Source organism: Rhodococcus sp. 2H158, assembly GCF_053764755.1.
The window spans coordinates 94,386-115,935 of the sequence record NZ_JBSNCE010000022.1 but is presented as its reverse complement, the minus strand read 5'-3'; the positions used below and the strand labels follow the sequence as shown (position 1 = coordinate 115,935).

Here is a 21,550-nt window from a genome sequence, read left to right as displayed (position 1 = left end):
GCACGTCCCGCCGCGAGAGGGCGACGGGACGTGCGCACCCCTGTGTCGGGGTCAGTGCGCGGCGGCGTCCCAGCTGCGCCCGAAGCCGACCGAGACGTCCAGCGGAACCGACAGGTCGATGACCGAGGCCATCTTGTCCCGCACCAGCTGCTGCACCTGTTCGCACTCGTCGGCGGTCACCTCGAGCACCAGTTCGTCGTGCACCTGCAGGAGCATGCGCGAGCGCAACCCGGCCCCGCGCAGCGCCGTCTGCACGTCGATCATCGCGACCTTGATGATGTCGGCGGCGGTGCCCTGGATCGGGGCGTTGAGCGCGGCCCGCTCGGCGACCTCCACCCTCTACGGCCGCCGGCGCTGACGGTTGTCGCTGTTCAGGTCCGGCAGGTAGCGCCGGCGGCCGTAGAGGGTGGAGGTGTAGCCGTCCTTGCGGGCCTGCTCGACGACGGCGTGCAGGTAGTCGCGCACGCCGCCGAAGCGGTTGAAGTAGGCCTCCATCTGTTCGCGGGCCTCTTCGGTGGAGATCTTCAGCTGCTGCGCCAGCCCGTACGCGCTGAGCCCGTAGGCCAGGCCGTACGACATCGCCTTGACCCGTCGCCGCAGCTCCGGAGTGACCTCCTCGATCGGCACCCCGAACGCCCGGGAGCCGACGAAGCTGTGCAGGTCCTCGCCGGTGTTGAACGCCTCGATCAGGCCCTCGTCGCCGGAGAGGTGCGCCATGATCCGCATCTCGATCTGGCTGTAGTCCGCGGTGAGCAGCAGGTCGTAGCCGGGGCCGACGACGAACGCGTCGCGGATGTGCCGGCCCGCCTCCGTGCGCACCGGGATGTTCTGCAGGTTCGGCTCGGTCGAGGACAACCGGCCGGTGGCGGCCACGGTCTGGTTGAAGGTGGTGTGGATCCGGCCGTCGTCGGCGATGGACTTGACCAGGCCGTCGACCGTGGTCTTCATCTTCATCGCTTCCCGGTGCGCGAGCAGGTGCCCGAGGAACGGGTGCCCGGTCTGCTCGAACAGATTCTGCAGCGCCTCGGCGTCGGTGGTGTAGCCGGTCTTGGTCTTCTTCGTCTTCGGCATCCCCAGCTCGTCGAACAACACCACCTGCAGTTGCTTCGGTGAGCCGAGGTTGATCTGCTTGCCGATCACGTCGTAGGCGGCCGACGCCGCGGCGGCGACGTCCGCGACGAAGCCGGACTGCAGGTCGTCCAACCGTCCGGCCTCGACCGCGATTCCGGTCGTCTCGAGGTCGGCGAGCACACCCAGCAGGGGCAGTTCCATGTCGGTCAGCAGGGCGGTGGACTCGATCCCCTCGAGCTCGGTGTCCAGGGCCGCGGCGAGGTCCACCACCGCCCGGGCCCGCAGAATCGCCGCCTCCGCGGCCTTCGCGTCCGCGGCGTCGGCGTCGTCGAGCAGCGAGAGCTGCTGCTCTCCCGACTCCTCCACCCGTAGCTCCCGCTTGAGGTAGCGCAGGGACAGGTCGTCGAGGTTGAAGGTGCGCTGGCCGGGACGCACGAGGTAGGCGGCGAGGGCGGTGTCGCTGGTGACCCCGGCCAGCGTCCACCCGCGGCCCCGCAGTGCGTGCAGGGCCGCCTTCGCCTCGTGCAGCGCCTTGGGCACGGCCGCGTCGGCCAGCCAGGCGGCGAGCGCCGCCTCGTCCTCGGGCGTGAGGGTGGTGGTGCTCACGTACGCGCCCTCACCGTCGGCCGCGGCGATCGCCACGGCCGTGGCGTCGCCGCCGTACGGGACGCAGGAACCGAGCACCGCCATTCCGTGCCGCACGCCCGGCACGGCGTGCGCGGCGAGCCATCCGGCGAGCGTGCCCGGCTCGAGCACGCCGCCGCGCACCTCGAAGCCCTCCTCGGCCTCCGGCTCGACGGAGCTGAGGGTCGCGAACAGCCGGTCGCGCAGCACCTTGAACTCGAGGTCGTCGAACAGCCGGTGGATGCGGTCGCGGTCCCAGGGGGTCAGGGCCAGCTGGTCGGGGGTGTAGGGCAGGGCCATGTCCCGCACCATCTCGGTGAGCTGACGGTTGAGCAGCACGCTGGACAGGTGTGCACGCAGGGCGTCACCGGTCTTCCCGCGGACCTCGTCGACGCGGTCGACGAGCTCGGTGAGGCTGCCGAACTCGCGGATCCATTTGGCGGCGGTCTTCTCCCCCACCCCCGGGATCGAGGGCAGGTTGTCGCTCGGATCCCCGCGCAGCGCCGCGAAGTCGGGGTACTGCTGCGGGGTCAGGCCGTACTTCTCCGCCACCGCCCCGGGCGTGAACCGGGTCAGGTCCGACACCCCGCGCCGGGGATAGAGGACGGTCACGTCGTCGGTGACCAGCTGCAGCGAGTCCCGGTCGCCGGTGACGACCAGGACCCGATACCCCTGGGCGGCGGCCTGCGTGGCCAGGGTCGCGATGATGTCGTCGGCCTCGTAGCCGGGCTCGGCCATCACCGGGATGCCCAGCGCCTCGAGCACGTCCTTGGTGATGTCGACCTGACCGCGGAACTCGTCGGGCGCCGAGCTGCGATTGGCCTTGTACTCGGGGTACGCCGCCGCCCGGAACGTGTCGCGGTTGACGTCGAAGGCCGCGGCGACATGGGTGGGCTGCTCGTCGCGCAGCAGGTTGATGAGCATGGAGGTGAACCCGTACACCGCGTTGGTGGTCTGGCCGCTGTGGGTCTTGAAGTTCTCCGCCGGCAGGGCGTAGAACGCGCGGAACGCCAGGGAATGCCCGTCGAGCAGCAGCAGGGTCGGTCGGTCGCCGGTGGTGGCGGCGGGTGCGGAGGAGGTGGATGCACGAGTCACGGTTCCTCAGTCTAGGGACCGGCTCGGACAACCCGGGCCCCTCCGCGACCGTGTACTCGGCGCGGCACCCGAAACAGAACGGATACGCGGCGGAAATCGCAGAGCCCCGTGGAAAGCGGTTGCAGCCGCTAAAGTCCGGTTCCACGACGCCGGTCCCCCGGCGCCGCGCTCGACGACCCCGACGTGATCCGGAGGACCTGCGTGGCCCCATCCGTGCCGCTCCGGGGGCGACCACCGATACCTCGGCTCGCCCCGACACTCCTGCTCCTGCTCGTCGCGCTCGCGCTCGCCGGTGTCGGAGCCGGGGCGGCAGCCGCGCAGGAACCCACGCCACCCCCGGCGCCGACCACCACCGCGCCGCAGCCGAGCGAGGGGGTGCGGGTCAGCGGCAGTCTCAACAACGCCGGGCAGCGCCTCGGCGGGGTCACGGTGCGGGCCCGCGACGCCCGACGGCCGCTGGCAGATGACCGTTCCCCCCGGCACCTACACGTTCGAGGTGGACGAGCAGTCCCTTCCCGAGGGGGTGAGCGTGCAGGCCACCGTGCAGCGCGACGTCGCCGCCGGCCGGGCGAACACGGTCATCTTCTCGTTCGGCGAGTCGCGGTCCGGGTTCGCCACCTCGGGGTGGGAGACGCTGATCCGCACCGTCGTCGACGGATTACGGTTCGGCCTCGTGATCGCGATCGCCGGGGTCGGGCTGAGCCTGATCTTCGGGACCACCGGTCTGACGAACTTCGCGCACGGCGAGCTCGTGACCCTCGGCGCGGTGGCCGCGTGGATCTTCAACGTCAGCCTGGGCATCCAGTTGATCCCCGCGACGCTGCTCGCGATCGTGGTGGGCATCGTCATCGGCCTGCTCAACAACGGACTGATCTGGGCGCCCCTGCGGCGCCGGCGCACCGGCCTCATCGCACAGCTGGTCGTGTCCATCGGCCTGGCGATCTCGCTGCGCTACCTGATCCTCGCGCTGTTCTCCGACCGGGCCGAAGCGTTCGCCGACTATCAGGGCCAGCGCCAGCTGGAATGGGGTCCGATCGCGATCACCCCGGTGAACCTGGCCTGCATCGTGGTCAGCCTCGTCGTGCTGGTCGGGGTGGCCCTGCTCATCCAGCGCACCCGCATCGGCAAGGCCATGCGGGCGGTGGCCGACAACCGGGATCTGGCGGCGGCCTCCGGCATCGACGTCGAAGGCGTCGTCCGGTTCGTGTGGGCCCTCGGCGGTGGGCTGGCCGCCCTGGGCGGCGTGCTCTTCGGGCTGTCCGAGCTCGGGGGCCGCGTGCAGTGGGAGATGGGCTTCAAGCTGCTGCTGCTGATGTTCGCCGGGATCACCCTCGGCGGCCTCGGCACCGCGTACGGGGCGTTGCTCGGCTGCGTCATCGTGGGCCTGCTGGTGCAGTTGTCGACGCTGGTCATCAACCCCGACCTGAAGTACATCGGCGGCCTGCTCGTGCTGATCCTCATCCTCGTCGTCCGCCCCCAGGGCATCCTGGGCAGCCGGGCAAGGGTCGGGTGACCGCCGTGGACATCGCTGCCGTTCTCCAGGTTTCCTTCGCCCAGTTGATCGGGCCGTCGGCGATCTTCTACGCGCTGCTGGCCATCGGGCTGAACCTGCACTTCGGGTACGCCGGACTGCTCAACTTCGGCCAGATCGGGTTCGCCCTGCTCGGCGGGTACGGCGTCGGGATCATGACCGTCACCTACGACCAGCCGCTGTGGCTCGGCATCCTCGTGGGCCTGGCCGCCTCGGCCCTGCTGGCTCTGGTGCTGGGCATCCCCACGCTGCGGCTGCGGGCCGACTACCTCGCCATCGTCACCATCGCCGCCTCCGAGATCCTGCGGCTGGTGTTCCGATCCACCGCCTCGGATCCGGTGACCGGCTCGACCAACGGCCTGTTCGGGTTCGCCGGGCCGTTCACGCAGCTCAGCCCGTTCGACTCCGGGCGGCAGTACTCGCTGCTCGGGATGCGGTTCTACGGCGACGACCTGTGGGCGATGGTCGTGGGCTGGACCCTGGTGCTGGTGCTGTGCGGGCTGGTGTACCTGCTCAGCCACAGCCCGTGGGGCCGGGTCCTCAAGGCCGTCCGCGAGGACGAGGACGCCGCCCGATCGCTCGGCAAGAACGTCTTCGTGTACAAGATGCAGGCGCTGGTGCTCGGCGGCATGATCGGCGGGCTCGGCGGCGTCTTCAACGCGCTGCAGACCAAGTCGATCAACCCCGACTTCTACTCCACCGCGCAGACGTTCTTCGCCTTCGGCGCCCTGATCCTCGGTGGCGCCGCCACCGTGTTCGGTCCCGTGCTCGGCGCGATGCTGTTCTGGTTCCTGCTCACCGTTCCCGATGCCCTGCTGCGCCAGTCCATCTCGGGCCCGGACCCGCTGCTGGCCCTGTCCGAGCAGCAGGTCGGGGCGATGCGCTACATCCTCCTCGGTGTGCTCATCGCAGTCATGATGGTGTTCCGGCCCCAGGGCATCCTCGGCAACAAGCGGGAGGTGCAGCTCGATGCCTGACGCGACCCTCTCCGCGGCGCAGCGCTCCGCGCTGTTCGACTCCGTGGCACGCGAGCCCGGCGCGGCCAAACCGGATCCGATCCTCGTGGTGGACGGGCTCTCCCGCACCTTCGGCGGCCTCAAAGCGGTCGACGTGGCGCACCTCGAGATACAGCGGGGGTGCATCACCGGGCTGATCGGGCCGAACGGCGCCGGCAAGACCACGCTGTTCAACCTGCTCACCGGCTTCGACCGCCCCGACACGGGGACCTGGAGCATGGACGGGGCGCCGCTCGGCGGCCTGCACCCGCACCAGCTGGCGCGCCGCGGGATCGTGCGGACGTTCCAGCTGACCAAGGCGCTGTCGAAGATGACGGTGCTCGACAACGTGCGGCTCGGCGCGACGGGCCAGCGCGGGGAACGGATGCTCGGCGCGCTGTTGCCGTGGACGTGGCATCGGCAGGAACGCGTCATCACCGAGCGGGCCCGCGAACTGCTGGCGCGGTTCGCTCTGGACGCGAAGGCCGACGACCTGGCCGGCTCCCTGTCCGGCGGGCAGCGCAAGCTCCTCGAGATGGCGCGGGCCCTGATGACCGAGCCGACGGTGGTGATGCTCGACGAGCCGATGGCCGGGGTCAATCCCGCGCTGACGCAGAGCCTCCTCGGGCACATCAAGGCCCTGCGCGACGACGGGATGACCGTCGTGTTCGTCGAACACGACATGGACGTCATCCGCGACATCTCCGACTGGGTGGTGGTGATGGCCCAGGGCTCGGTGATCGCCGAGGCCCCGCCGGACCAGCTGTCCTCGAGTCCGGCCGTCGTCGACGCCTACCTGGGCAGCCACCACGACCAGGCGCTCGAGTTCGACGACGAGGGCAACCCCGTCGGCGCCACGGCCGCGCTCGCCGTGGCGATCGAGGAGGCCGAGGCCCACACCCTCGAGACCGGCGGCGACCTGTCCGAACCGAGCGCCACCGTCCTCGCCGACATGCCCGGCACGACCGGGCAGCCCGAGACCGGTACCGAGCCTCCGACGCAGGAGAAGCCGTGAGCGAGACGCCCTCCCCCAGCCCGGCGCCGATGACCGCCGCCGAACGCGCGGCCACCCCCGAGGAGCACGCCCGTCTCGCCGAGGGGGCGCTGGTGCGCGCCGACGACATCGTCGCCGGGTACTTCCCCGGTGTCGACATCCTGCGCGGCTGCAACTTCTTCCTCCGCGACGGCGAGATCGTCGGCATCATCGGGCCCAACGGCGCCGGCAAGTCGACCCTGCTCAAGGCGCTGTTCGGGTTGATCCCGGTGCGCCGCGGCACGGTGACGCTGCGCGGCGACGACATCACCGCCGCGCCCGCGCACGTACTGGTGCGCAAGGGTCTCGGCTACGTGCCGCAGACCCGTAACGTGTTCCCGTCGCTGACCATCGAGGAGAACCTCGAGATGGGAATCTACTTGCGGCCCAAGAAGTTCGAGGAGCGTTTCACGTTCGTCGCGGAGCTGTTCCCGCTCCTCGGTGAGCGCCGCAAGGTCAAGGCCGGGGCCCTGTCCGGCGGTGAGCGGCAGATGGTGGCGATGGGCCGGGCGCTGATGATGGATCCGTCCGTGCTGCTGCTCGACGAGCCGTCGGCGGGCCTGTCGCCGATGTTCCAGGACGAGGTGTTCATCCGCTGCAAGAAGATCAACGCCGCGGGGGTCTCGATCATCATGGTCGAGCAGAACGCGCGACGGTGCCTGCAGATCTGCGACCGCGGCTACGTGCTCGACCAGGGCCGCAACGCGTACACCGACACCGGGCCGAGTCTCATGCACGACCCGAAGGTCGTCGAGCTGTACCTCGGGACGCTCGCGGGAAGCCAGGAGAAGAAGCGCAGCTGACGGGTGGACGGCGGACGGGGCCGGGAACCGATCCGATTCCCGGCCCCGTCCGCGGGGTCGTCGCTACTCACCGACCACGATGTAATCCTCGGTGGTGAGCCTGTTGTCCGGCCCGAACACCAGGTGCCCGTAGGACCCGATGCCGGGCTCGCCGGCGTCGGTGAAGTTGAGCCGGCCGGTGACACCGTCGTAGTCGATGTCCTGGCCCCCGCGCAGCAGATCCACGCACTGCTGGTAGCTGGTGCACGTCGTGCCGTCCTTGGTGATGCTGTTGATGTTCGCGGCGATATCCACCCCGGCGGTGGAGCCGGCCTGTTCCGCAGCGAGCGCCGAGATCACCACGGCGTCGTACGACTCGCCGGCATAGTTGAAGTCGATCAGCGCGGGATCGATGGCCTTGAGCCGATTCTGGAAGTCCGGGCCGACGTCCGTGAGCGGAGTGGTGCCGCGCATCGTGTCGACCAGGCCGGGCGCGACGGCCGCACCGAGGGCGTTGCCCATGTTTCCGTCCACGCCGTAGACGAGCATGCCGTCGGACGGCCCGATACCCACCTCGTGCATGCGGGTGAGGATCTTCGCGGACTCCTCGAACCCGATGATCGCCACGGCGTCGGGGCCGAAGTTCTTGATCTGGTCGACCTCGGCGTTGAAGGACTGCGCGTTGGGATCGTAGATGATCTTCTGAACCTGGTCCTCCGGCACGCCGGCCTCGACGAGGTTGTTCTGGGTGTTGGTGGCCAGGCCGGTGCCGTACGGGTCGTTGAGCGCGATGATCGACACCCGCTGGGCACCGTCGTCCGAGATCAGCTGCGCCAGGGCCTGCGCCTGCAGCACATCGGTGGGGGCGGTGCGGAAGTACAGCCCCTTGTCGGGATAGCACACGAACTGGTCGGAGGTGTTCGCCGGCGAGAACATCACCACCCCGGCGCTGGCGATCTTGTCGAGCACCTTCAGCGACACCGACGACGAGGCCGCCCCCACGATCACCTGCGTTCCCGCCGCGAGTTCCCGGTCCACCGTGGAGTTCGCGGTGTCGGTCGTGGTGTCGCCCGAGTCGCCGGTGATCAGCTCCACCGGCTGGCTCAGCACACCGCCGGCGGCGTTCACGTCGTCCACCGCGAGCCGCACCGCCGCCACCTCCGGGGGCCCGAGGAAGGCGAGGCTGCCGGTCTCGGGAAGCAGGGTGCCGATCTTCAGCGGGGTCGTCACCGGCGTGGCACCGGCGGTCGCCTGCGCGGGTTCGCAGTCGGTGGTCACGGTCGTCGCGGACGCCGCGCTGTCACCGGAACCGCCCGCGGCGGAATCGTCGCTGTCCGAGCTACAACCCGCAAGGGCGAGAGACGCTGCTCCGAACACCGCAGCGGCGCGGACGAAGGTCCGTCTGGCCATCCAACTCTCCTTCGATCGGCATGCACGCCGTCCCGGATGCGTCACCGGGACGTGGCCAGAAACCTATCCGCCCCGCGCCGTCCGTGAACCCGGGCGAAATCCTTGTGACGCGACCGTTATCGAAGAATTAACGCCGGTGTGACGGGGAGATCCGTCATCCCGCCGCGGCACCGCCCAGCGTCTCGATGACCACCTCGGCGACGTGCTTCATCGTGGTGCGCCGATCCATTGCCGCCCGCTGGATCCATCGGAACGCCTCCGGCTCCGTCATCGCATGCTTGTCCATGAGCAGGCCCTTGGCGCGGTCGACGAGCTTGCGGGTCTCGAACCGCTCGGTCAGCCCCGCCACCTCACGCTCGAGTTCACGGATCTCCGCGAACCGGCTCGCCGCCACTTCGATGGCCGGAACGAGATCGGACTTGGAGAACGGCTTGACGAGATACGCCATGGCGCCGGCGTCCCGGGCACGTTCGACGAGTTCGCGCTGACTGAACGCCGTGAGGATGACCACAGGCGCGATGCGGCGGGCGGCGATCTCCGAGGCGGCGTCGATGCCGTCGCGCCGGGGCATCTTCACGTCCATGATGACCAGGTCGGGCTTCAGCTCCTCCGCCAGCTCGACCGCCCGCTGCCCGTCGCCGGCCTCACCGACGACCTCGTAGCCTTCCTCGCGGAGCATCTCCACCAGATCGAGCCTGATCAGCGCCTCGTCCTCGGCCACTACGACGCGCCGCGGCTGAGCGGGATTCTCGTGCGGGGCGGCTGTCATCGTCGGCCATCTCCTGTCGCTCGGGCGGCCCCCGCGGAGGGGGTGGAACGTTAGAAGGGTACCGGTGGTCGACGGCAGTTACCGATCTTCTACAGTGGTCACCGCACGACGCCCCCGTATCCCAATTGGCAGAGGAAACGGATTCAAAACCCGTACAGTGTCAGTTCGAGTCTGACCGGGGGCACCCACAGTGCGCCGCCTCACTGGCGCGGCGCCCCGAGGAACCCGCGGGCCCCACCGCGTCGCTGCCTCGGCCGGTGCGCACTCGGCGACCGACGAGCGGTGACCGAAGTTCGCCGGGCCGGCCGACGCCGACATCCGATCCCCGTGGACGGAACGACGACTCCGGCGCTGTTCACCCCCTCCGATCCGGCGCCGACCGAGCCGCCGCACCGCCGCGCCTGCCGGCGGTGGAGCAACCCGGGTGCTGCTGCGCGGCGCAATTCTCGCCCGCGAGGGCCGACCGGTGTGCCGCGCCGACGTCCGGGAACGCTGGTAAGGTGCCGATTTCGGTTGCGCCGGCCGGTGTTCCGGTCGGGACCACCCCCGACCGTTCCCGGGCCCTGCGGAACACGGATCGAGATGGGAGAAGGCATGGGACGCGCCCTTCCCGTCGTGGCGGCCTGGGCGGCTGTGATGCTCGCTCCGGTTCCGGGTGCGGCCGCGCACGTGCCGAACGATCGGATCGTGCTGCACCCGGGCGACGGCATCACCTTCACCGCCGCCGATCCCGCGCCGGGTTGGTGCTCGGTCGCCGCGGTCGGCCACGACCGCGGGGGCCGGCTCGTCGCCATCACCGCCGGCCACTGCCGGCAGACCGGCTCCGCCGCCGTATGGAAGGTCGGCGAGCAGAGCCGCGGGCCTGTCGGCACCGAGACCTCCGTCCACAGCCCCGGGTCGGTGGACTGGCTCGGAATGCCGACCGACGCGGCGCCGGACTACGCGGTGATCCTGCTCGACGAGACGAGGGTGCGCGGCTCGAACACCTCGGCGCCGGACGCCGACGGCGAGGTCGTGGTGCTCGAGTCGATCGGCTCGCTGCCGGACGGCGACCAGGACATCGGCCGGCACTGCGCGGCCGGGCACACGACCGGGACCGCGTGCGGGCCCGCCCCGCTCGTCGACGTGCTGGACGGCGCCGGCACCCGCGACGTGCTGGTGAACCCGAACTCGGTCAACTCGTGGCTCGTGATGCAGCAGGGCGACTCCGGCGGTCCGCTGGCCCGCACCGACACCAACGAGTGGCTCGGCCTCGCGGTCGGATACCGGCCGAACGATGTGCGCTTCGCGGTGTACCAGCGGGCCGACCGGATCATCGAGGACCTGGACGCCCAGGGCGGCATCGGCGCGGGATTCACGCTCGTGTGCACGCCGTGACGAGTCAGGTCCTCGCCTCCGCGGACGCCGTCGTCGCCGTGCCCGCGCCGGCGGTCGTCGTCCCGGCGCGGTGCGTCGCGGCCGTGGCGCCGCGGTGGTTGTGCTCGGTGACCACCACCTGGCCCGCGGCGATGGCCACCGCCACCGGCCACTCGATCAGATCCAGCGCCACCAGCGCCGCCAGCCCGGCGAAGTAGGCGAGCTGGTCGGGCCGGGGGATCCCGACTCGGCCGACGAGGGGCAGGTGCACGGCGAAGCGTTCGGCGTCGCGGGCGAGCCGCGCCATCGTTCGGTGGGATTCCCAGAAGGACTGTTCGTCGGCCATTCTTTCCTCGCTCGTCAACTTCGGTTCACCTGACGTCCCTACCGTCGGGGGCATGTCGAACCCGATGGCCGCCGTGGGCCCGGATGCGGTGGTCGGCGCCGTGGTCCGGCTGCTCACTCCCCCGCTGTGCGAGCTGTACGCCGTGTTGATGCGCGCCGGCGTGGTGGTCGTGGTCGACGACTGACACCCCCGGCCGAACTAGCTCGTCGCCACGGGGGGCGTCTTCCTTCCCGGCTGCGCCGGTGCGGTGCGGGCCGTGGCCGGCCTCGTCGGCGGCTGCCCCGTCGGTGCGGGCGCGGTGACCGCCCCGGGGGCGGCGGCGGTCGTGCCGGGACGCGCCGGGCCGGGGCGGGGATTGAGGAGCCGGACGGCGAGCGCGCCTCCGCCGAGGGCGACGACGACCGGCCATTCCACGAGCCCGGTGAGCCCGAGCGCCGCGAGGGTCAGCGCCGCCGCCGGGGTGGAGCCGGAGCCGCTGCTCACACCGGAGCGGGCGCCGTCGAGCGCGCCGCGCACGCTGCCGACGAGCCCGCCGACAGCGGCGCCGCCGACGGCTCCCGCGGCGCTGGTGGTGGCGTTCGCGGTGCGGGTGACCAGGTGGCCGGTGGTGTCCAGTAGCTGCATGGCAAGTCCCTGCTCTGCTTTCGGTCGCCAGCGTGCGCGGGGTCTGCGGCGAGCTCGGCGCCTCGAGGAGCCGTCGTTCCCGGGGCACGGTGGCCGTGACGGTCGGACTCGCCCCTACTGTAGTCCCGATGTCGGCGAGAGCCGAGGGGTCGGCGCCGACGCTTTCCGGAAGCGCCACCGGCATCCCGGGACTCGAGCACCGTTGTCACCACCTCACCGATCGCCGGTAGCCGGAGCGCGACGGTCGGTGCGACGGCGGCGACCACGGTGGCCGCCACCGCGCACCCGAGTGCCTGGGTCCATCCGACCGGACCGACCGGCACGCAGCCCAGCAGCCCGCTGATCCCCGGCGTGCTGATCAGCGCGGCCATCGCGGCGAGCGATCCGAGGACCGTGGCGACGACGAGGGGGCTGCGCGACTCGAGCAGAGTCCGCCCGGGCTGGGCGCCGACGAGCGCGACGAGCGCGACGAGCGCCACGGTCGACGCGCGCGGGTTCGAGCCCGTGCCCCTCGCCATCGCCCACGCCGCGGTGGCCGCGGCCGCGGTCGTGGCGCCGCGGGCGGCCACGGCGTGCAGCAGCACGGACTCGTAGCGTGCCGGCCGTCGGACACCACGAGACGGCACCAGGGGCGGTGCAGTTCGGCTGTGACCACGCCCGGTGTGTCCTGGATCGCGGCGAGCTCGGGACCGGACACCGGGTGCCGACGCTCGGACATGCCCGCCGGCAGTCGCCGGCATCGAGGTCACCGAGCCTTCAGCGTAGTTCCGCCGTCGGGCGGTGGACACGTCTCGGGGTGATTCACCCGGTGACCTCGCGTGGATCTCAGCGGACGCTTTCGGTGACCGTCCAGCGACCCTCCCCCTGCAGTTCGAGCACCCGGTCGTGGAAGCTGTCGAGAGTGCTGCGGTGCCCGACGCTGACGATGACGCTGTCCGGCAGCGCCTCGCGCACGGTGCGATAGAGCGCGTGCTCGAGTCCCTCGTCGACGGCGGCGGTGGCTTCGTCGAGGAACACGGTCCGCGGCCGGGCCAGCAGCACCCGCGCGAAGCCGAGGCGCTGCTGCTCCCCGGGGGACAGCACGCGCGCCCAGTCGGTGTCGTCGTCGAGGCGTTCCCTCAGATGCCCGAGGTGCACGCGTTCGAGCACCTCGCCGAGTTCCGCGTCGTCCCGTACGGGCGGACGAGGATACGACAGCGCTTCGCGCAGCGTCCCGAGCGGCACATACGGGTCCTGGGACAGGAACAGCGCGTCGCCGTCCGGACGCGCGATCCGCCCGTGGGCGTACGGCCAGAGCCCGGCGAGGGAGCGAAGCAGGGTCGTCTTGCCGCTGCCGGAGGCGCCGCGGACGAGCAGTGCCTCGCCGGGGGACACGTGGATGTCGAGGCCGGTCACGAGCGGCCGGCCGGCCGGGGTCCGCACGTCGAGACCGCGCAGGTCGAGGGTGTCGCCCTGCTCGGTCGCGACGAGGACGGGCAGCTTCGCGGACTGGTCGGTGGCGTCGACCAGGCCGTTGAGACGGATGGTGGTCGCCCGGAACGCGGCGAAGTCGTCGTAGGACTCGCGGAAGAAGGACAGTGATTCGTGGACCTGACCGAAGGCGTTGCCGGTCTGCATCACGTCACCGAGGGTGACCTGACCGGCGAACAGCCGCGGCCCCTGGATGAGGAACGGGAAGATCACCGCGATCTGGTTGACGGTCAGGTTGAAGCCGTCGAACTTCAGGATCCGGAACACGATGCGCCACCAGTTGCGGATCACCGCGGCGAATCGGCCCAGCAGGCCGCCCCGCTCGACGTTCTCGCCGCGGTAGAAGGCGATGTTCTCGCCGTACTCGCGGACGCGGACCAGGGCGTAGCGATAGGTGGCGCCGAGTTTCTCGTTCAGGAAGTTCAGCCGGATCAGCGGCCGGCCGATCCAGAACGCCACCGCGGTGGTGACCAGCACGTAGATGTAGACCAGGAACACCATTCCGCGGGGGATCTCGGTGCCGAACACGGTCATCGGGCCCGACAGGTCCCACAGGATGCCGGTGAAGCTGACGATGGACAGCACCGCGGTGACCGCCCCCATGGACAGGACGCGGGTGGTGGTGACGAAATCGGTGACGTCGACCTGGATGCGCTGGTCGGGATTGTCCACCGGCTTGTCCACGAACCGGTCCCGGTAGAACGCACCGGTGTCGAGCCAGGTGTCGACGAGCCGGTTGTTCAACTGGGTGCGCCAGTGGATGTCGAGGGTCTGACCGAGCAGGTACGCGACCAGGCTGCGCGCCACGTGAATGGTGGCGAGCACGGCGAAGACCCGCATGAACCGCCAGAACGCGGCCTCGTCGAGGTCCTGGATCGCGGTGTAGAAGTCGTTGTACCAGTACGAGAACAGCACGTTCATCCGCACCGCGAAGACGGTGAACAGCAGAACCAGGGCCACGAGTCCGAGCGGGCCGAGGCCACGACGCGGATCGAAGTAGGGCCACGCGATGCGCCACCACTGCCGTCCCCAGTGGGTCGTTCGCGCGAGCAGCGCCACCACGACGACGAACACCACCGTTGTGATCACGTACGCCTTCAGCGTCCACCAGACGCTGTCGACGAGCACACTTCCCCATTCCATCCGTCGCCGCTCCCGTCTCCCGCGCGATCGCGCGGTCCATGCGAGAGATTGTGGACCCCGTCCCGGGGTGCGCGACGCCGATTCCGCGACCGATCGTGGGGCTGTCCCGTGGCGGGGCCCGTGTCCGCCCGGGCCCGGCACCGGACCGCTGCTTCATCCCGGGTTCAGCGGGTATCCGACGTCATGGAGGTTCTGGGCATTCTCATTCTCGTCGGAGTGGTCGTCTACGTGGTGGTTCAGCGTCGCAGGAGCGGGCCGCGGAGGTGACCACGGCTCGGCCGGGCTCGCCGTGCGGTCGAGCCCGGCCGGGCCGTGCCCGCAGGACGGAACGATCCGCGGGGGCACACGAACGTCGCCGGTCCTCGCTCCTGGCGGCGAGACCGGCGACGGGTCGGTGGGTGACTGTCAGCGGGTGCCGGGCACGGTGCGGTGCGTCGTGGTCCGGCGGGTGAGCAGGAAGCCGAGGGCGATCATGCCCGCCCCGAGAACGAAGTGCAGCCAGTCGTCGGCGGAGTTGACCGGCACGAAGTTCGCCGAGCTGTCCTTGTCGATCACCAGTCCGTAGAGCCACAGCACCAGGTAGATGATGCCGCCGCCGATCAGGTAGGACCGAGCGGCACCGACCGTGCGGGCCATCGCGACGCCTGCCACACCGAAGAGCAGATGCACGATGTTGTGGAGGATGGAGACCTCGAAGATCCCGAGCAGCAGCGCCCCGGACTCGTGTCCGGCGAACGTCATGGTGTCGTAGTTGGTCGTGATTCCGGGAACGAACCCGAGAATGCCGACGAGGAGGAACACCACACCGACAGCGAGGGCGGCTGTCTGCACCGGTGTCCGGGTCATAGTTCGTCCTGCGTGCTCGGCCATGGCCGGCTCCTTTCGTTCGAACAGGTGACCGGAGCCGGAGAGGCTGCGGCTGCGGGAGAGATACCTCCGTGGGCGTTCGTGAAACCTTGTCCGCGAGGCTTTTCGCGGGTCAGCGACGGGCCGTGCGTGCTGCCCGCGGGAACGGTCACCGGCCCCGGGTCATCGGTCCGGCCGCGGGTCAGCTCCGGCGGGGGTGAGCTGGGCGACCAGCCGGGCAGCGACGTCGCGCAGCTTGACGTTCTCATGCTGGGACTGTCGCACCAGCACGGCGAAGGCCTCCTCGGCGGTCAGACCGCGAGCGGCCATGACGATCCCGACGGCGTGGTCGATGGTCGGACGCGAACGCAGGGCCCGATCGAGTTGCGTGATCTGTGCCCGGGCCCGGGCACAGCGACGGGCCTGCCGCAGTGCAGTCTCCACGGCCGTCGTGAACACCTCCACCAGCGTCTCGTCCAGAGAATCGAACCCGTGGTCGTGCTCGCTGTAGAGGTTGAACGAACCGGACGTCTCGTCGTCGATCCGCAGCGGCGCGGCCAGCGAACTCGCCGTCCCGAACCGTTCCGCGCGCTCGGCGAACGCCGGCCAGCGTCGCCGCATCTCGGCGCGGTCCGCGCGCACCACCTGGCCGGTCCGCACGGCGTCGAGGCCCGGGCCGGCGCCGGCGAGGTACTGGGCGTGGTCGAGTTCGTAGAGCAGCGGATTGCTGCAGACCTCCGTCTCGGGGCGGCCGCCCCGCAGGACCGTCACCCCCGCCATGCCGGTCTCGGGCACGATCTTCACGACGTTGCCGACGAGCAGCTGCAGCAGCTCGGGCAACTCGTCGCCCTCGTCGAGCGCGTCGGACAGCCTGCGCAGCGCCACGACGATCTCCCCGACTCGTCCACACAGTGGGTCGTTCCCGGCCATGTCCCCGTCCACGACTGCATCCTCGTCGGTCGTTCTTCTCACAGAATGCACCCGGGGAGACCGGCCGGGCACAGTTCTCGGGCCATCTCGTGCGGCCTCACCGTCCGAGGCGCTGCGCCAGGTAGTCGACCAGGCCGTCGAGGGTGCTCAGGTGCGCGTAGTCCGACTCGGGGATGTCCACCCCGAGCGACGAACGGAGTCCGATCAGCACGTTCAGCCAGTCCATCGAGTCGAGGTCGACCTGCTGGCGCAGCGGCCGGTCCCCCGCCAGTTCGATGTCCTCGATCTCGGGTGCGACGTCGGCGATCGCGGCGACGACGGCGGCGCGGATGTCGGCACGGGCGGTCTCGCCGGTATTGGTCTCGTCGGTGGTCACGATCTCACCTCACAGTCGTTCCGGGTGCTGGAGCAGTTCGGCGATCTCGGCCAGGAACAGGGCGCCGCGCCGGCCGTCGCTCACCCGGTGGTCCGCGGCGAGGGTCGCGGTGACCACCGGGACGGGCCGTACCGCGTCGCCGTCGACCCACGGGCGCCGGGTCGGCTTGCCGAAGCCGACCAGTGCGACCTGCGGCGGGTAGATCACCCCGTACACCGAGTCCACGCTTTCCTCCCCCAGGTTGGTCACGGTGACGGTGGGGTCGGACATCTCCGAGCTGCGCAGCGAGCCCGCCCGGGCGCGCTTGACGAGGTCGGCGAGGGCGGCCATGAGCTCGGGCAGGGCGAGGTCGGCGACGTCGTGGATCGCCGGGGCGATCAGCCCGCCCTGGCGCAGGGAGACCGCCACCCCCACGTGCGCGGCCGGGGCCGGGTGGAACTCGCCGTCGGTCCAGAATCCGCTCATTTCGGGGTACCGGCGGGTGGCCAGGGCGACCGCCTTGAGCAGCAGCGCCGCAAGCAGGACGCGCTCGGTGACCGGGCGTTGCGCGTTGTACTCGGTGAGCCAGTCGAGGGCACGTGCGAGCGGGATCTGTTCCGACAGGTAGTAGTGCGGAATCTCCCGCTTGGAACGTCCCATCGCGGACGCGATGGCGCGGCGCATCTCGGCGGCCTTGTCGATCGGGGCCTTGGCCGGTGCCGCCGCGGCGGCGGGCGACGGTGCCGGCGCGGTCCCTGCACGAGCCGCCGCCGCCCGATCGACGTCCTCGATCGTCACCGACTCCCAGGGTCCGGTGCCGGTCACGGTGTCGAGGTCCACGCCCAGCTGCCGGGCCTGCCGGCGGGCGGCCGGCGAGACCCGCCGCCGCGCGGCCGGAGCGGCCGGGGCGGGCGCCGGCGGCGCCTCGGTGACGGGGGCGGCGCCGCCGGCCGCGGCGACGGGGGCCACCACCGGGGCCCCGGCCACCGGGGCCTCGGCGACGGGCGGAGCGTCCTCCCCGGGCTCGAGCAGGGTGGCCATCACCGCGCCGACCGGCAGCGTGACACCCGGCTCCGCGAGCAACCGGTGGACGACCCCGTCCCGCCAGATCTCGACCTCCACCTCTGCCTTGGCGGTGTCCACCGAGGCGACCACCTGGCCGCGCTCGACCGTGTCACCGGGCGCGACGCGCCATTCGGTCAGGGTGCCCTCGTCCATGTCGGCGCCGAGGGACGGCAGGGTGAATTCGAACACGTCGCCTCCTCAGCTCTCGCCCATCAAGGCCTGCACGGCGGCGACGATCTTCTCCGGCTGGGGAATCGCCGCCTGCTCCAGGTGCCGGGCATAGGGCACCGGCACCTCCTCGCTGCACACCCGCGCCACGGGCGCGTCGAGGTCGTAGAACGCCTCCTCGGCGATCCGGGCGGTCACCTCCGCGGAGAGGCCGACGCTGCGCCAGCCCTCGTCGACGACCACCACCCGGTGGGTGCGGCGGACGGAGTCCACGACGGTGGCCGAGTCCAGCGGGCGCAGCACCCGCAGGTCGACGACCTCGGCCTCGATTCCGCTGCCCGCCAGGGTTTCCGCCGCGACGAGGCACTTGCCGACGGTGCCGCCGTAGGCGACGAGGGTCACGTCGCCGCCCGGCCGGAGCACCCGCGCGCTGTCGATGTCGACCGGTTCGTCGGGGTCGATGTCGGCGGTGGTGTTGTAGAGCAGTGCGTGCTCGAACACGACGACCGGGTCCGGGTCCGCGAGAGCGGGGGCGAGCATTCCGCGGGCGTCCCGCACGGTCGCCGGGGCCAGCACCCGGATGCCGGGGATGTGCGCGTACCACGCCTCGAGGCTGTGCGAATGCTGCGCGGCCAGCTGCCGCCCGGCGCCGGTGGCCATCCGGATCACGATCGGTACGGAGAACTGGCCGCCGGACATGTGGCGCAGTGCGGCGGCGGTGTTCACGATCTGATCGAGCGCCAGCAGGCTGAAGTTGACGGTCATGATCTCGACGATCGGCCGCATCCCGCCGAGTGCCGCACCGATGCCCGCACCGACGAAGCCCAGCTCGGACAGCGGGGTGTCGCGGATGCGTTCGGGTCCGAACTCGTCGAGCAGCCCCTTGGTCACGGCGTACGTGCCGCCGTATCGCCCGATGTCCTCGCCCATGAGGAACACCCGCGGATCGGCGCTCAGGGCGTCGTGCAGCGCAGCGCGCAGGGCCTCGCGGTAGCTGAGTTTCACGGCGCCTCCCCGGCCGGTGTGGTCACGTCGCGGAGCAGGTCGGACTCCGGCTCCCAGGTGCCGGCCTCGGCGAAGGCGACGGCGTCGTCGACCTCGGCCACGGCCTGCGCGTCCAGCTGCTGGAACTGTTCCTCGGTGAGCAGGTTCAGCGCCTTCAGCCGCGCCGAGAACGTGTGGATGGGGCCGCGTTCCTTCCACCGTTCGACCTCGGCCTTGTCGCGGTAGAGCTCGGGGTCGAACATCGAGTGGGCGCGGAATCGGTAGGTCTGGAACTCGAGGAACATCGGTCCGCCCGTGCTGCGGACGTGAGAGACCCCGGCCCGGGCCGTCTCGTGGACGGCGAGCACGTCCATCCCGTCCGTCCGGAGTGTGGGCACCCCGAACGCGGCGGCCTTGGCGCACAGGTCGGTCTGCGACTCGGACCGGGCCAGGGCGGTGCCCATGGCGTACAGGTTGTTCTCACAGCAGAACAGCACCGGCAGCTGCCACAGGGCCGCGAGGTTGAGCGCCTCGTGGAACGCGCCCTCGGCCATCGCCCCCTCGCCGAAGAAGCACGCGGTGACCCGCGGGATCTTCTGCATCTTGTCGGCCAGCGCGAGGCCCACCGCCAGCGGCAGGCCCCCGCCGACGATCGCGTTGCCGCCGTAGAAGCGGGTCGCGGCGTCGAACAGGTGCATCGAGCCGCCGCGCCCGCGGGAGCAGCCTTCCTGCTTGCCGAACATCTCCGCCATGATCGCGTTCATGGACAACCCGTGGATCAGGGCGTGCCCGTGCTCACGGTAGGTGCCCACGACCGTGTCGCCCGGGTCGAGCGCGTGCAGCGCGCCGACCGCCACGGCCTCCTCCCCCACGTACAGGTGCAGGAATCCGCGGATCTTGCCGGCGCCGTAGAGCTCGGCGGCCTTCTCCTCCATCCGGCGGATGCGCAGCATGTCGGCCAGCAGCGCGAGCGCGAAGTCGCGGTCGTAGGGGAATCCGGCGCCGACCTGGTCGGTGTCGCTGGTCATCCGGCCACCTCCGGGGTCTCGAGCGTCGACGTGTCGCCTTCCGCGAGGCCGAGTTCGCGGGCCTTGAGCAGCCGGCGCAGGGTCTTGCCGCTGCGGGTGTGCGGCAGCGAGTCGACGAACGTGAGTTCCTTCGGGGCGACGGCCGCACCGAGCCGGACGCGGGCGTGCCCGATCAGCTTGCGGCGCAGCGCGTCGTCGGGTTCGACGCCGCGCTCGAGGACGACGAACGCCTTCACCCGTTCGCCGAGGATCTCGTCCGGCACACCGATCACGGCGGCTTCGAGCACGGCCGGGTGTTCGGCGAGCGCGCTCTCGACCTCGAACGGTCCGATGAGGTGGCCGGCGGACTTGATCACGTCGTCGGCGCGGCCGACGAACCAGAAGTACCCGTCGGCGTCGCGGCGCGCGAGGTCCCCGGTGAGGTAGAGATCGCCGGCGAAGCACTTGCGGTAGCGCTCGTCCTGGTTCAGGTAGCCGCGGAACATCGACGGCCAGCCCGCCCGCAGCGCCAGTTCGCCCTCGGTGTCGGCATCGGTGACCTCGTGCACGGTGCCGTCCTCGTCGCGGCGGACGATCCGGGCGTCGACGCCGGGCAGGGGCCGGCCCATCGATCCGGGCTTGATGTCGAACGCCGGCGTGTTGGCGATCATGATGCCGCCGGTCTCGGTCTGCCACCAGTTGTCGTGGATGGGCAGCCCCAGCACCTCGGTGCCCCACCACACGGCGTCGGGTGCCAACGGCTCGCCGACGCTGGCGACGAACCGCAGGTTCGGGAACCGGTAGCGTCCCGCGACCTCGGGTCCGGCACGCATGAGCATCCTGATGGCGGTGGGGGCGGTGTACCACACGCTGATCTGCTGGTCCTGCAGGATCCGGTACCACCGTTCGGCGTCGAACTCGGCTTCGTCGACGATCGAGGTGACGCCGTGCAGCAGCGGCGCGACGATGCCGTACGACGTGCCCGTCACCCAGCCGGGATCGGCGGTGCACCAGTAGATGTCGTCGGGATGCAGGTCGAGGGCGTAGCGGCCGGTGGCGTAGTGGGTGACGACGGCGCCGTGCACGTGCAGCGCCCCCTTCGGGGTGCCGGTGGTGCCGCTCGTGAAGTGCAGCAACGACGGGTCGTCGGCAGTGGTGGGGGTAGGGTCGGCGGCCGGCTCGGCGGCGTCGAGCAGGGCCCGCAGGTCGAGGGTGCCGGGAACGTCGGTGGCGGCGTCGTCGTCGCCGACGAGCAGCACGTGCTCGAGGGTCGGCACCCGGTCGCGCACCCCCGCGACGCGCCGGTGGTACAGCGCCTCCGTGGTCACCAATACCTGTGCGGAGCCGAGTTCGAGGCGGGTGAGCAGGGGTTCGGGACCGAAGGCCGAGAACAGCGGAGTGACGACCGTGCCGTTGCGCAGGGCACCGAGGACGGCGATGTACAGCTCGGGGATCCGGCCGGAGAACACGAACAGCCGGTCGCCCTTGCCGATTCCGAGGTCGCGCAGGACGCGGGTGAAGCGGCGGACACGGTCTGCGAGGTCGCCGTACGACAACTCCGTGACGTCGATACGGCCCGTCGCGTCACCGGCACCGAGGAACCGGAGCGCGGGACGGTCCCGCAGCGGGCCGTCGGCATGCCGGTCGACCGCCGACCAGGCGATGTTGCACCCCCCGCCCGGGGGGCCCGGCACCTGCGCCGCCGCCTCGTCCCACGTGAACCGGGCACAGGTGGCCTCGTAGTCCGACAGGTTCGGCCGGACCCGCAGGTCGTCGGCCGTCTTGCGGATCACCGCGTCGCTGCTGGTCGTCACGGCCGCTCCCTCCGGTGCAGATCGCGTCGAGCCGATCATGCGCCGCCCGGAACGGCCGGCATAGGGGCATTGGTCCCTCGGGCATCCGCCGCGCGGGCGTGCGGGTGCTGTCGCGGACCCGCACGGACACGA

General features: G+C 71.0%; 18 protein-coding genes, 1 tRNA gene and 2 pseudogenes. 8 read left to right on the top strand and 13 right to left on the bottom strand.

Going from position 1 to position 21,550, the window contains the following annotated elements; genetic code table 11:
• Nucleotides 1-51 precede the first annotated feature (51 nt).
• A pseudogene (gene polA, locus ACWPOB_RS20995) lies at nucleotides 52-2,790 on the bottom strand (DNA polymerase I).
• Nucleotides 2,791-3,051: 261 nt separating this feature from the next.
• Here polA and ACWPOB_RS20990 point away from each other — a divergent pair.
• The 4 genes and pseudogenes from ACWPOB_RS20990 to ACWPOB_RS20975 all read left to right on the top strand — a co-directional run bounded on the left by ACWPOB_RS20990 (nucleotide 3,052) and on the right by ACWPOB_RS20975 (nucleotide 7,152).
• Nucleotides 3,052-4,303 (top strand): annotated as a pseudogene (locus tag ACWPOB_RS20990) (branched-chain amino acid ABC transporter permease).
• A 5-nt stretch (nucleotides 4,304-4,308) separates the two neighbouring features.
• On the top strand, nucleotides 4,309-5,298 hold the full coding sequence (locus ACWPOB_RS20985; RefSeq protein ID WP_100057521.1) for a branched-chain amino acid ABC transporter permease: 990 nt from the start codon (nucleotides 4,309-4,311) through the stop codon (nucleotides 5,296-5,298).
• Nucleotides 5,291-6,331 carry an ABC transporter ATP-binding protein gene (locus ACWPOB_RS20980; protein ID WP_455401979.1) on the top strand — a complete coding sequence of 347 codons (1,041 nt, stop codon included), beginning with the start codon at nucleotides 5,291-5,293 and terminating at the stop codon, nucleotides 6,329-6,331. The genes ACWPOB_RS20985 and ACWPOB_RS20980 overlap by 8 nt, the downstream gene beginning before the upstream one ends.
• A 29-nt stretch (nucleotides 6,332-6,360) precedes the next feature.
• Nucleotides 6,361-7,152: an ABC transporter ATP-binding protein gene (locus ACWPOB_RS20975; protein WP_455401985.1), complete on the top strand. Its 792-nt coding sequence runs from the start codon at nucleotides 6,361-6,363 to the stop codon at nucleotides 7,150-7,152.
• A gap of 63 nt (nucleotides 7,153-7,215) precedes the next feature.
• On the opposite strand, the gene ACWPOB_RS20970 is transcribed toward ACWPOB_RS20975, so the two are convergent.
• Nucleotides 7,216-8,541 (bottom strand): ABC transporter substrate-binding protein, encoded by a 1,326-nt coding sequence (locus tag ACWPOB_RS20970; protein ID WP_100057519.1) that lies wholly within the window; start codon nucleotides 8,539-8,541, stop codon nucleotides 7,216-7,218.
• Between the two features lie 154 nt (nucleotides 8,542-8,695).
• Nucleotides 8,696-9,310 (bottom strand): ANTAR domain-containing response regulator, encoded by a 615-nt coding sequence (locus tag ACWPOB_RS20965; RefSeq protein WP_006941125.1) that lies wholly within the window; start codon nucleotides 9,308-9,310, stop codon nucleotides 8,696-8,698.
• A gap of 110 nt (nucleotides 9,311-9,420) precedes the next feature.
• Between ACWPOB_RS20965 and ACWPOB_RS20960 the strand changes: the two genes are divergently transcribed.
• Nucleotides 9,421-9,494, top strand: a tRNA-Leu gene (locus ACWPOB_RS20960).
• A gap of 410 nt (nucleotides 9,495-9,904) precedes the next feature.
• Complete coding sequence (locus ACWPOB_RS20955; protein WP_455401978.1) at nucleotides 9,905-10,687, top strand: serine protease; 783 nt, start codon at nucleotides 9,905-9,907, stop codon at nucleotides 10,685-10,687.
• A gap of 4 nt (nucleotides 10,688-10,691) precedes the next feature.
• On the opposite strand, the gene ACWPOB_RS20950 is transcribed toward ACWPOB_RS20955, so the two are convergent.
• The gene (locus ACWPOB_RS20950; protein ID WP_455401977.1) at nucleotides 10,692-11,012 is read right to left on the bottom strand and encodes a hypothetical protein; all 321 of its coding nucleotides are present in this window, start codon (nucleotides 11,010-11,012) and stop codon (nucleotides 10,692-10,694) included.
• A gap of 52 nt (nucleotides 11,013-11,064) precedes the next feature.
• On the opposite strand from ACWPOB_RS20950, the gene ACWPOB_RS20945 reads away from it, so the two are divergent.
• Nucleotides 11,065-11,196 carry a hypothetical protein gene (locus ACWPOB_RS20945; RefSeq protein ID WP_256997108.1) on the top strand — a complete coding sequence of 44 codons (132 nt, stop codon included), beginning with the start codon at nucleotides 11,065-11,067 and terminating at the stop codon, nucleotides 11,194-11,196.
• A gap of 14 nt (nucleotides 11,197-11,210) precedes the next feature.
• On the opposite strand, the gene ACWPOB_RS20940 is transcribed toward ACWPOB_RS20945, so the two are convergent.
• Nucleotides 11,211-11,636, bottom strand: coding sequence for a hypothetical protein (locus ACWPOB_RS20940; RefSeq protein ID WP_455401976.1), 426 nt, complete (start codon nucleotides 11,634-11,636; stop codon nucleotides 11,211-11,213).
• A gap of 267 nt (nucleotides 11,637-11,903) precedes the next feature.
• On the opposite strand from ACWPOB_RS20940, the gene ACWPOB_RS20935 reads away from it, so the two are divergent.
• Complete coding sequence (locus tag ACWPOB_RS20935; RefSeq protein WP_455401975.1) at nucleotides 11,904-12,230, top strand: hypothetical protein; 327 nt, start codon at nucleotides 11,904-11,906, stop codon at nucleotides 12,228-12,230.
• Between the two features lie 231 nt (nucleotides 12,231-12,461).
• Here the strand turns inward: ACWPOB_RS20935 and ACWPOB_RS20930 are convergent, their stop codons facing one another.
• The 8 genes from ACWPOB_RS20930 to acsA all read right to left on the bottom strand — a co-directional run bounded on the left by ACWPOB_RS20930 (nucleotide 12,462) and on the right by acsA (nucleotide 21,457).
• Complete coding sequence (locus tag ACWPOB_RS20930) at nucleotides 12,462-14,249, bottom strand: ABC transporter ATP-binding protein/permease (protein ID WP_455401974.1); 1,788 nt, start codon at nucleotides 14,247-14,249, stop codon at nucleotides 12,462-12,464.
• Nucleotides 14,250-14,654: 405 nt separating this feature from the next.
• Complete coding sequence (locus ACWPOB_RS20925; protein WP_100058272.1) at nucleotides 14,655-15,095, bottom strand: DUF4383 domain-containing protein; 441 nt, start codon at nucleotides 15,093-15,095, stop codon at nucleotides 14,655-14,657.
• 183 nt (nucleotides 15,096-15,278) lie between these two features.
• Nucleotides 15,279-16,037, bottom strand: coding sequence for a GAF and ANTAR domain-containing protein (locus ACWPOB_RS20920; RefSeq protein ID WP_100058271.1), 759 nt, complete (start codon nucleotides 16,035-16,037; stop codon nucleotides 15,279-15,281).
• Between the two features lie 85 nt (nucleotides 16,038-16,122).
• Complete coding sequence (locus ACWPOB_RS20915) at nucleotides 16,123-16,401, bottom strand: acyl carrier protein (protein WP_100058270.1); 279 nt, start codon at nucleotides 16,399-16,401, stop codon at nucleotides 16,123-16,125.
• Nucleotides 16,402-16,410: 9 nt separating this feature from the next.
• Nucleotides 16,411-17,634, bottom strand: a complete 1,224-nt coding sequence (locus ACWPOB_RS20910; RefSeq protein ID WP_455401973.1) for a dihydrolipoamide acetyltransferase family protein — start codon at nucleotides 17,632-17,634, stop codon at nucleotides 16,411-16,413.
• Nucleotides 17,635-17,643: 9 nt separating this feature from the next.
• Nucleotides 17,644-18,618 carry an alpha-ketoacid dehydrogenase subunit beta gene (locus tag ACWPOB_RS20905; protein WP_100056932.1) on the bottom strand — a complete coding sequence of 325 codons (975 nt, stop codon included), beginning with the start codon at nucleotides 18,616-18,618 and terminating at the stop codon, nucleotides 17,644-17,646.
• Nucleotides 18,615-19,625 carry a pyruvate dehydrogenase (acetyl-transferring) E1 component subunit alpha gene (gene pdhA / locus ACWPOB_RS20900; protein ID WP_100056931.1) on the bottom strand — a complete coding sequence of 337 codons (1,011 nt, stop codon included), beginning with the start codon at nucleotides 19,623-19,625 and terminating at the stop codon, nucleotides 18,615-18,617. Before pdhA ends, ACWPOB_RS20905 begins: the two co-directional genes overlap by 4 nt.
• A complete protein-coding gene (gene acsA, locus ACWPOB_RS20895) occupies nucleotides 19,622-21,457 on the bottom strand; it encodes an acetate--CoA ligase (RefSeq protein WP_455401972.1) in 1,836 nt (611 codons plus the stop codon). The genes pdhA and acsA overlap by 4 nt, the downstream gene beginning before the upstream one ends.
• Nucleotides 21,458-21,550 lie beyond the last annotated feature (93 nt).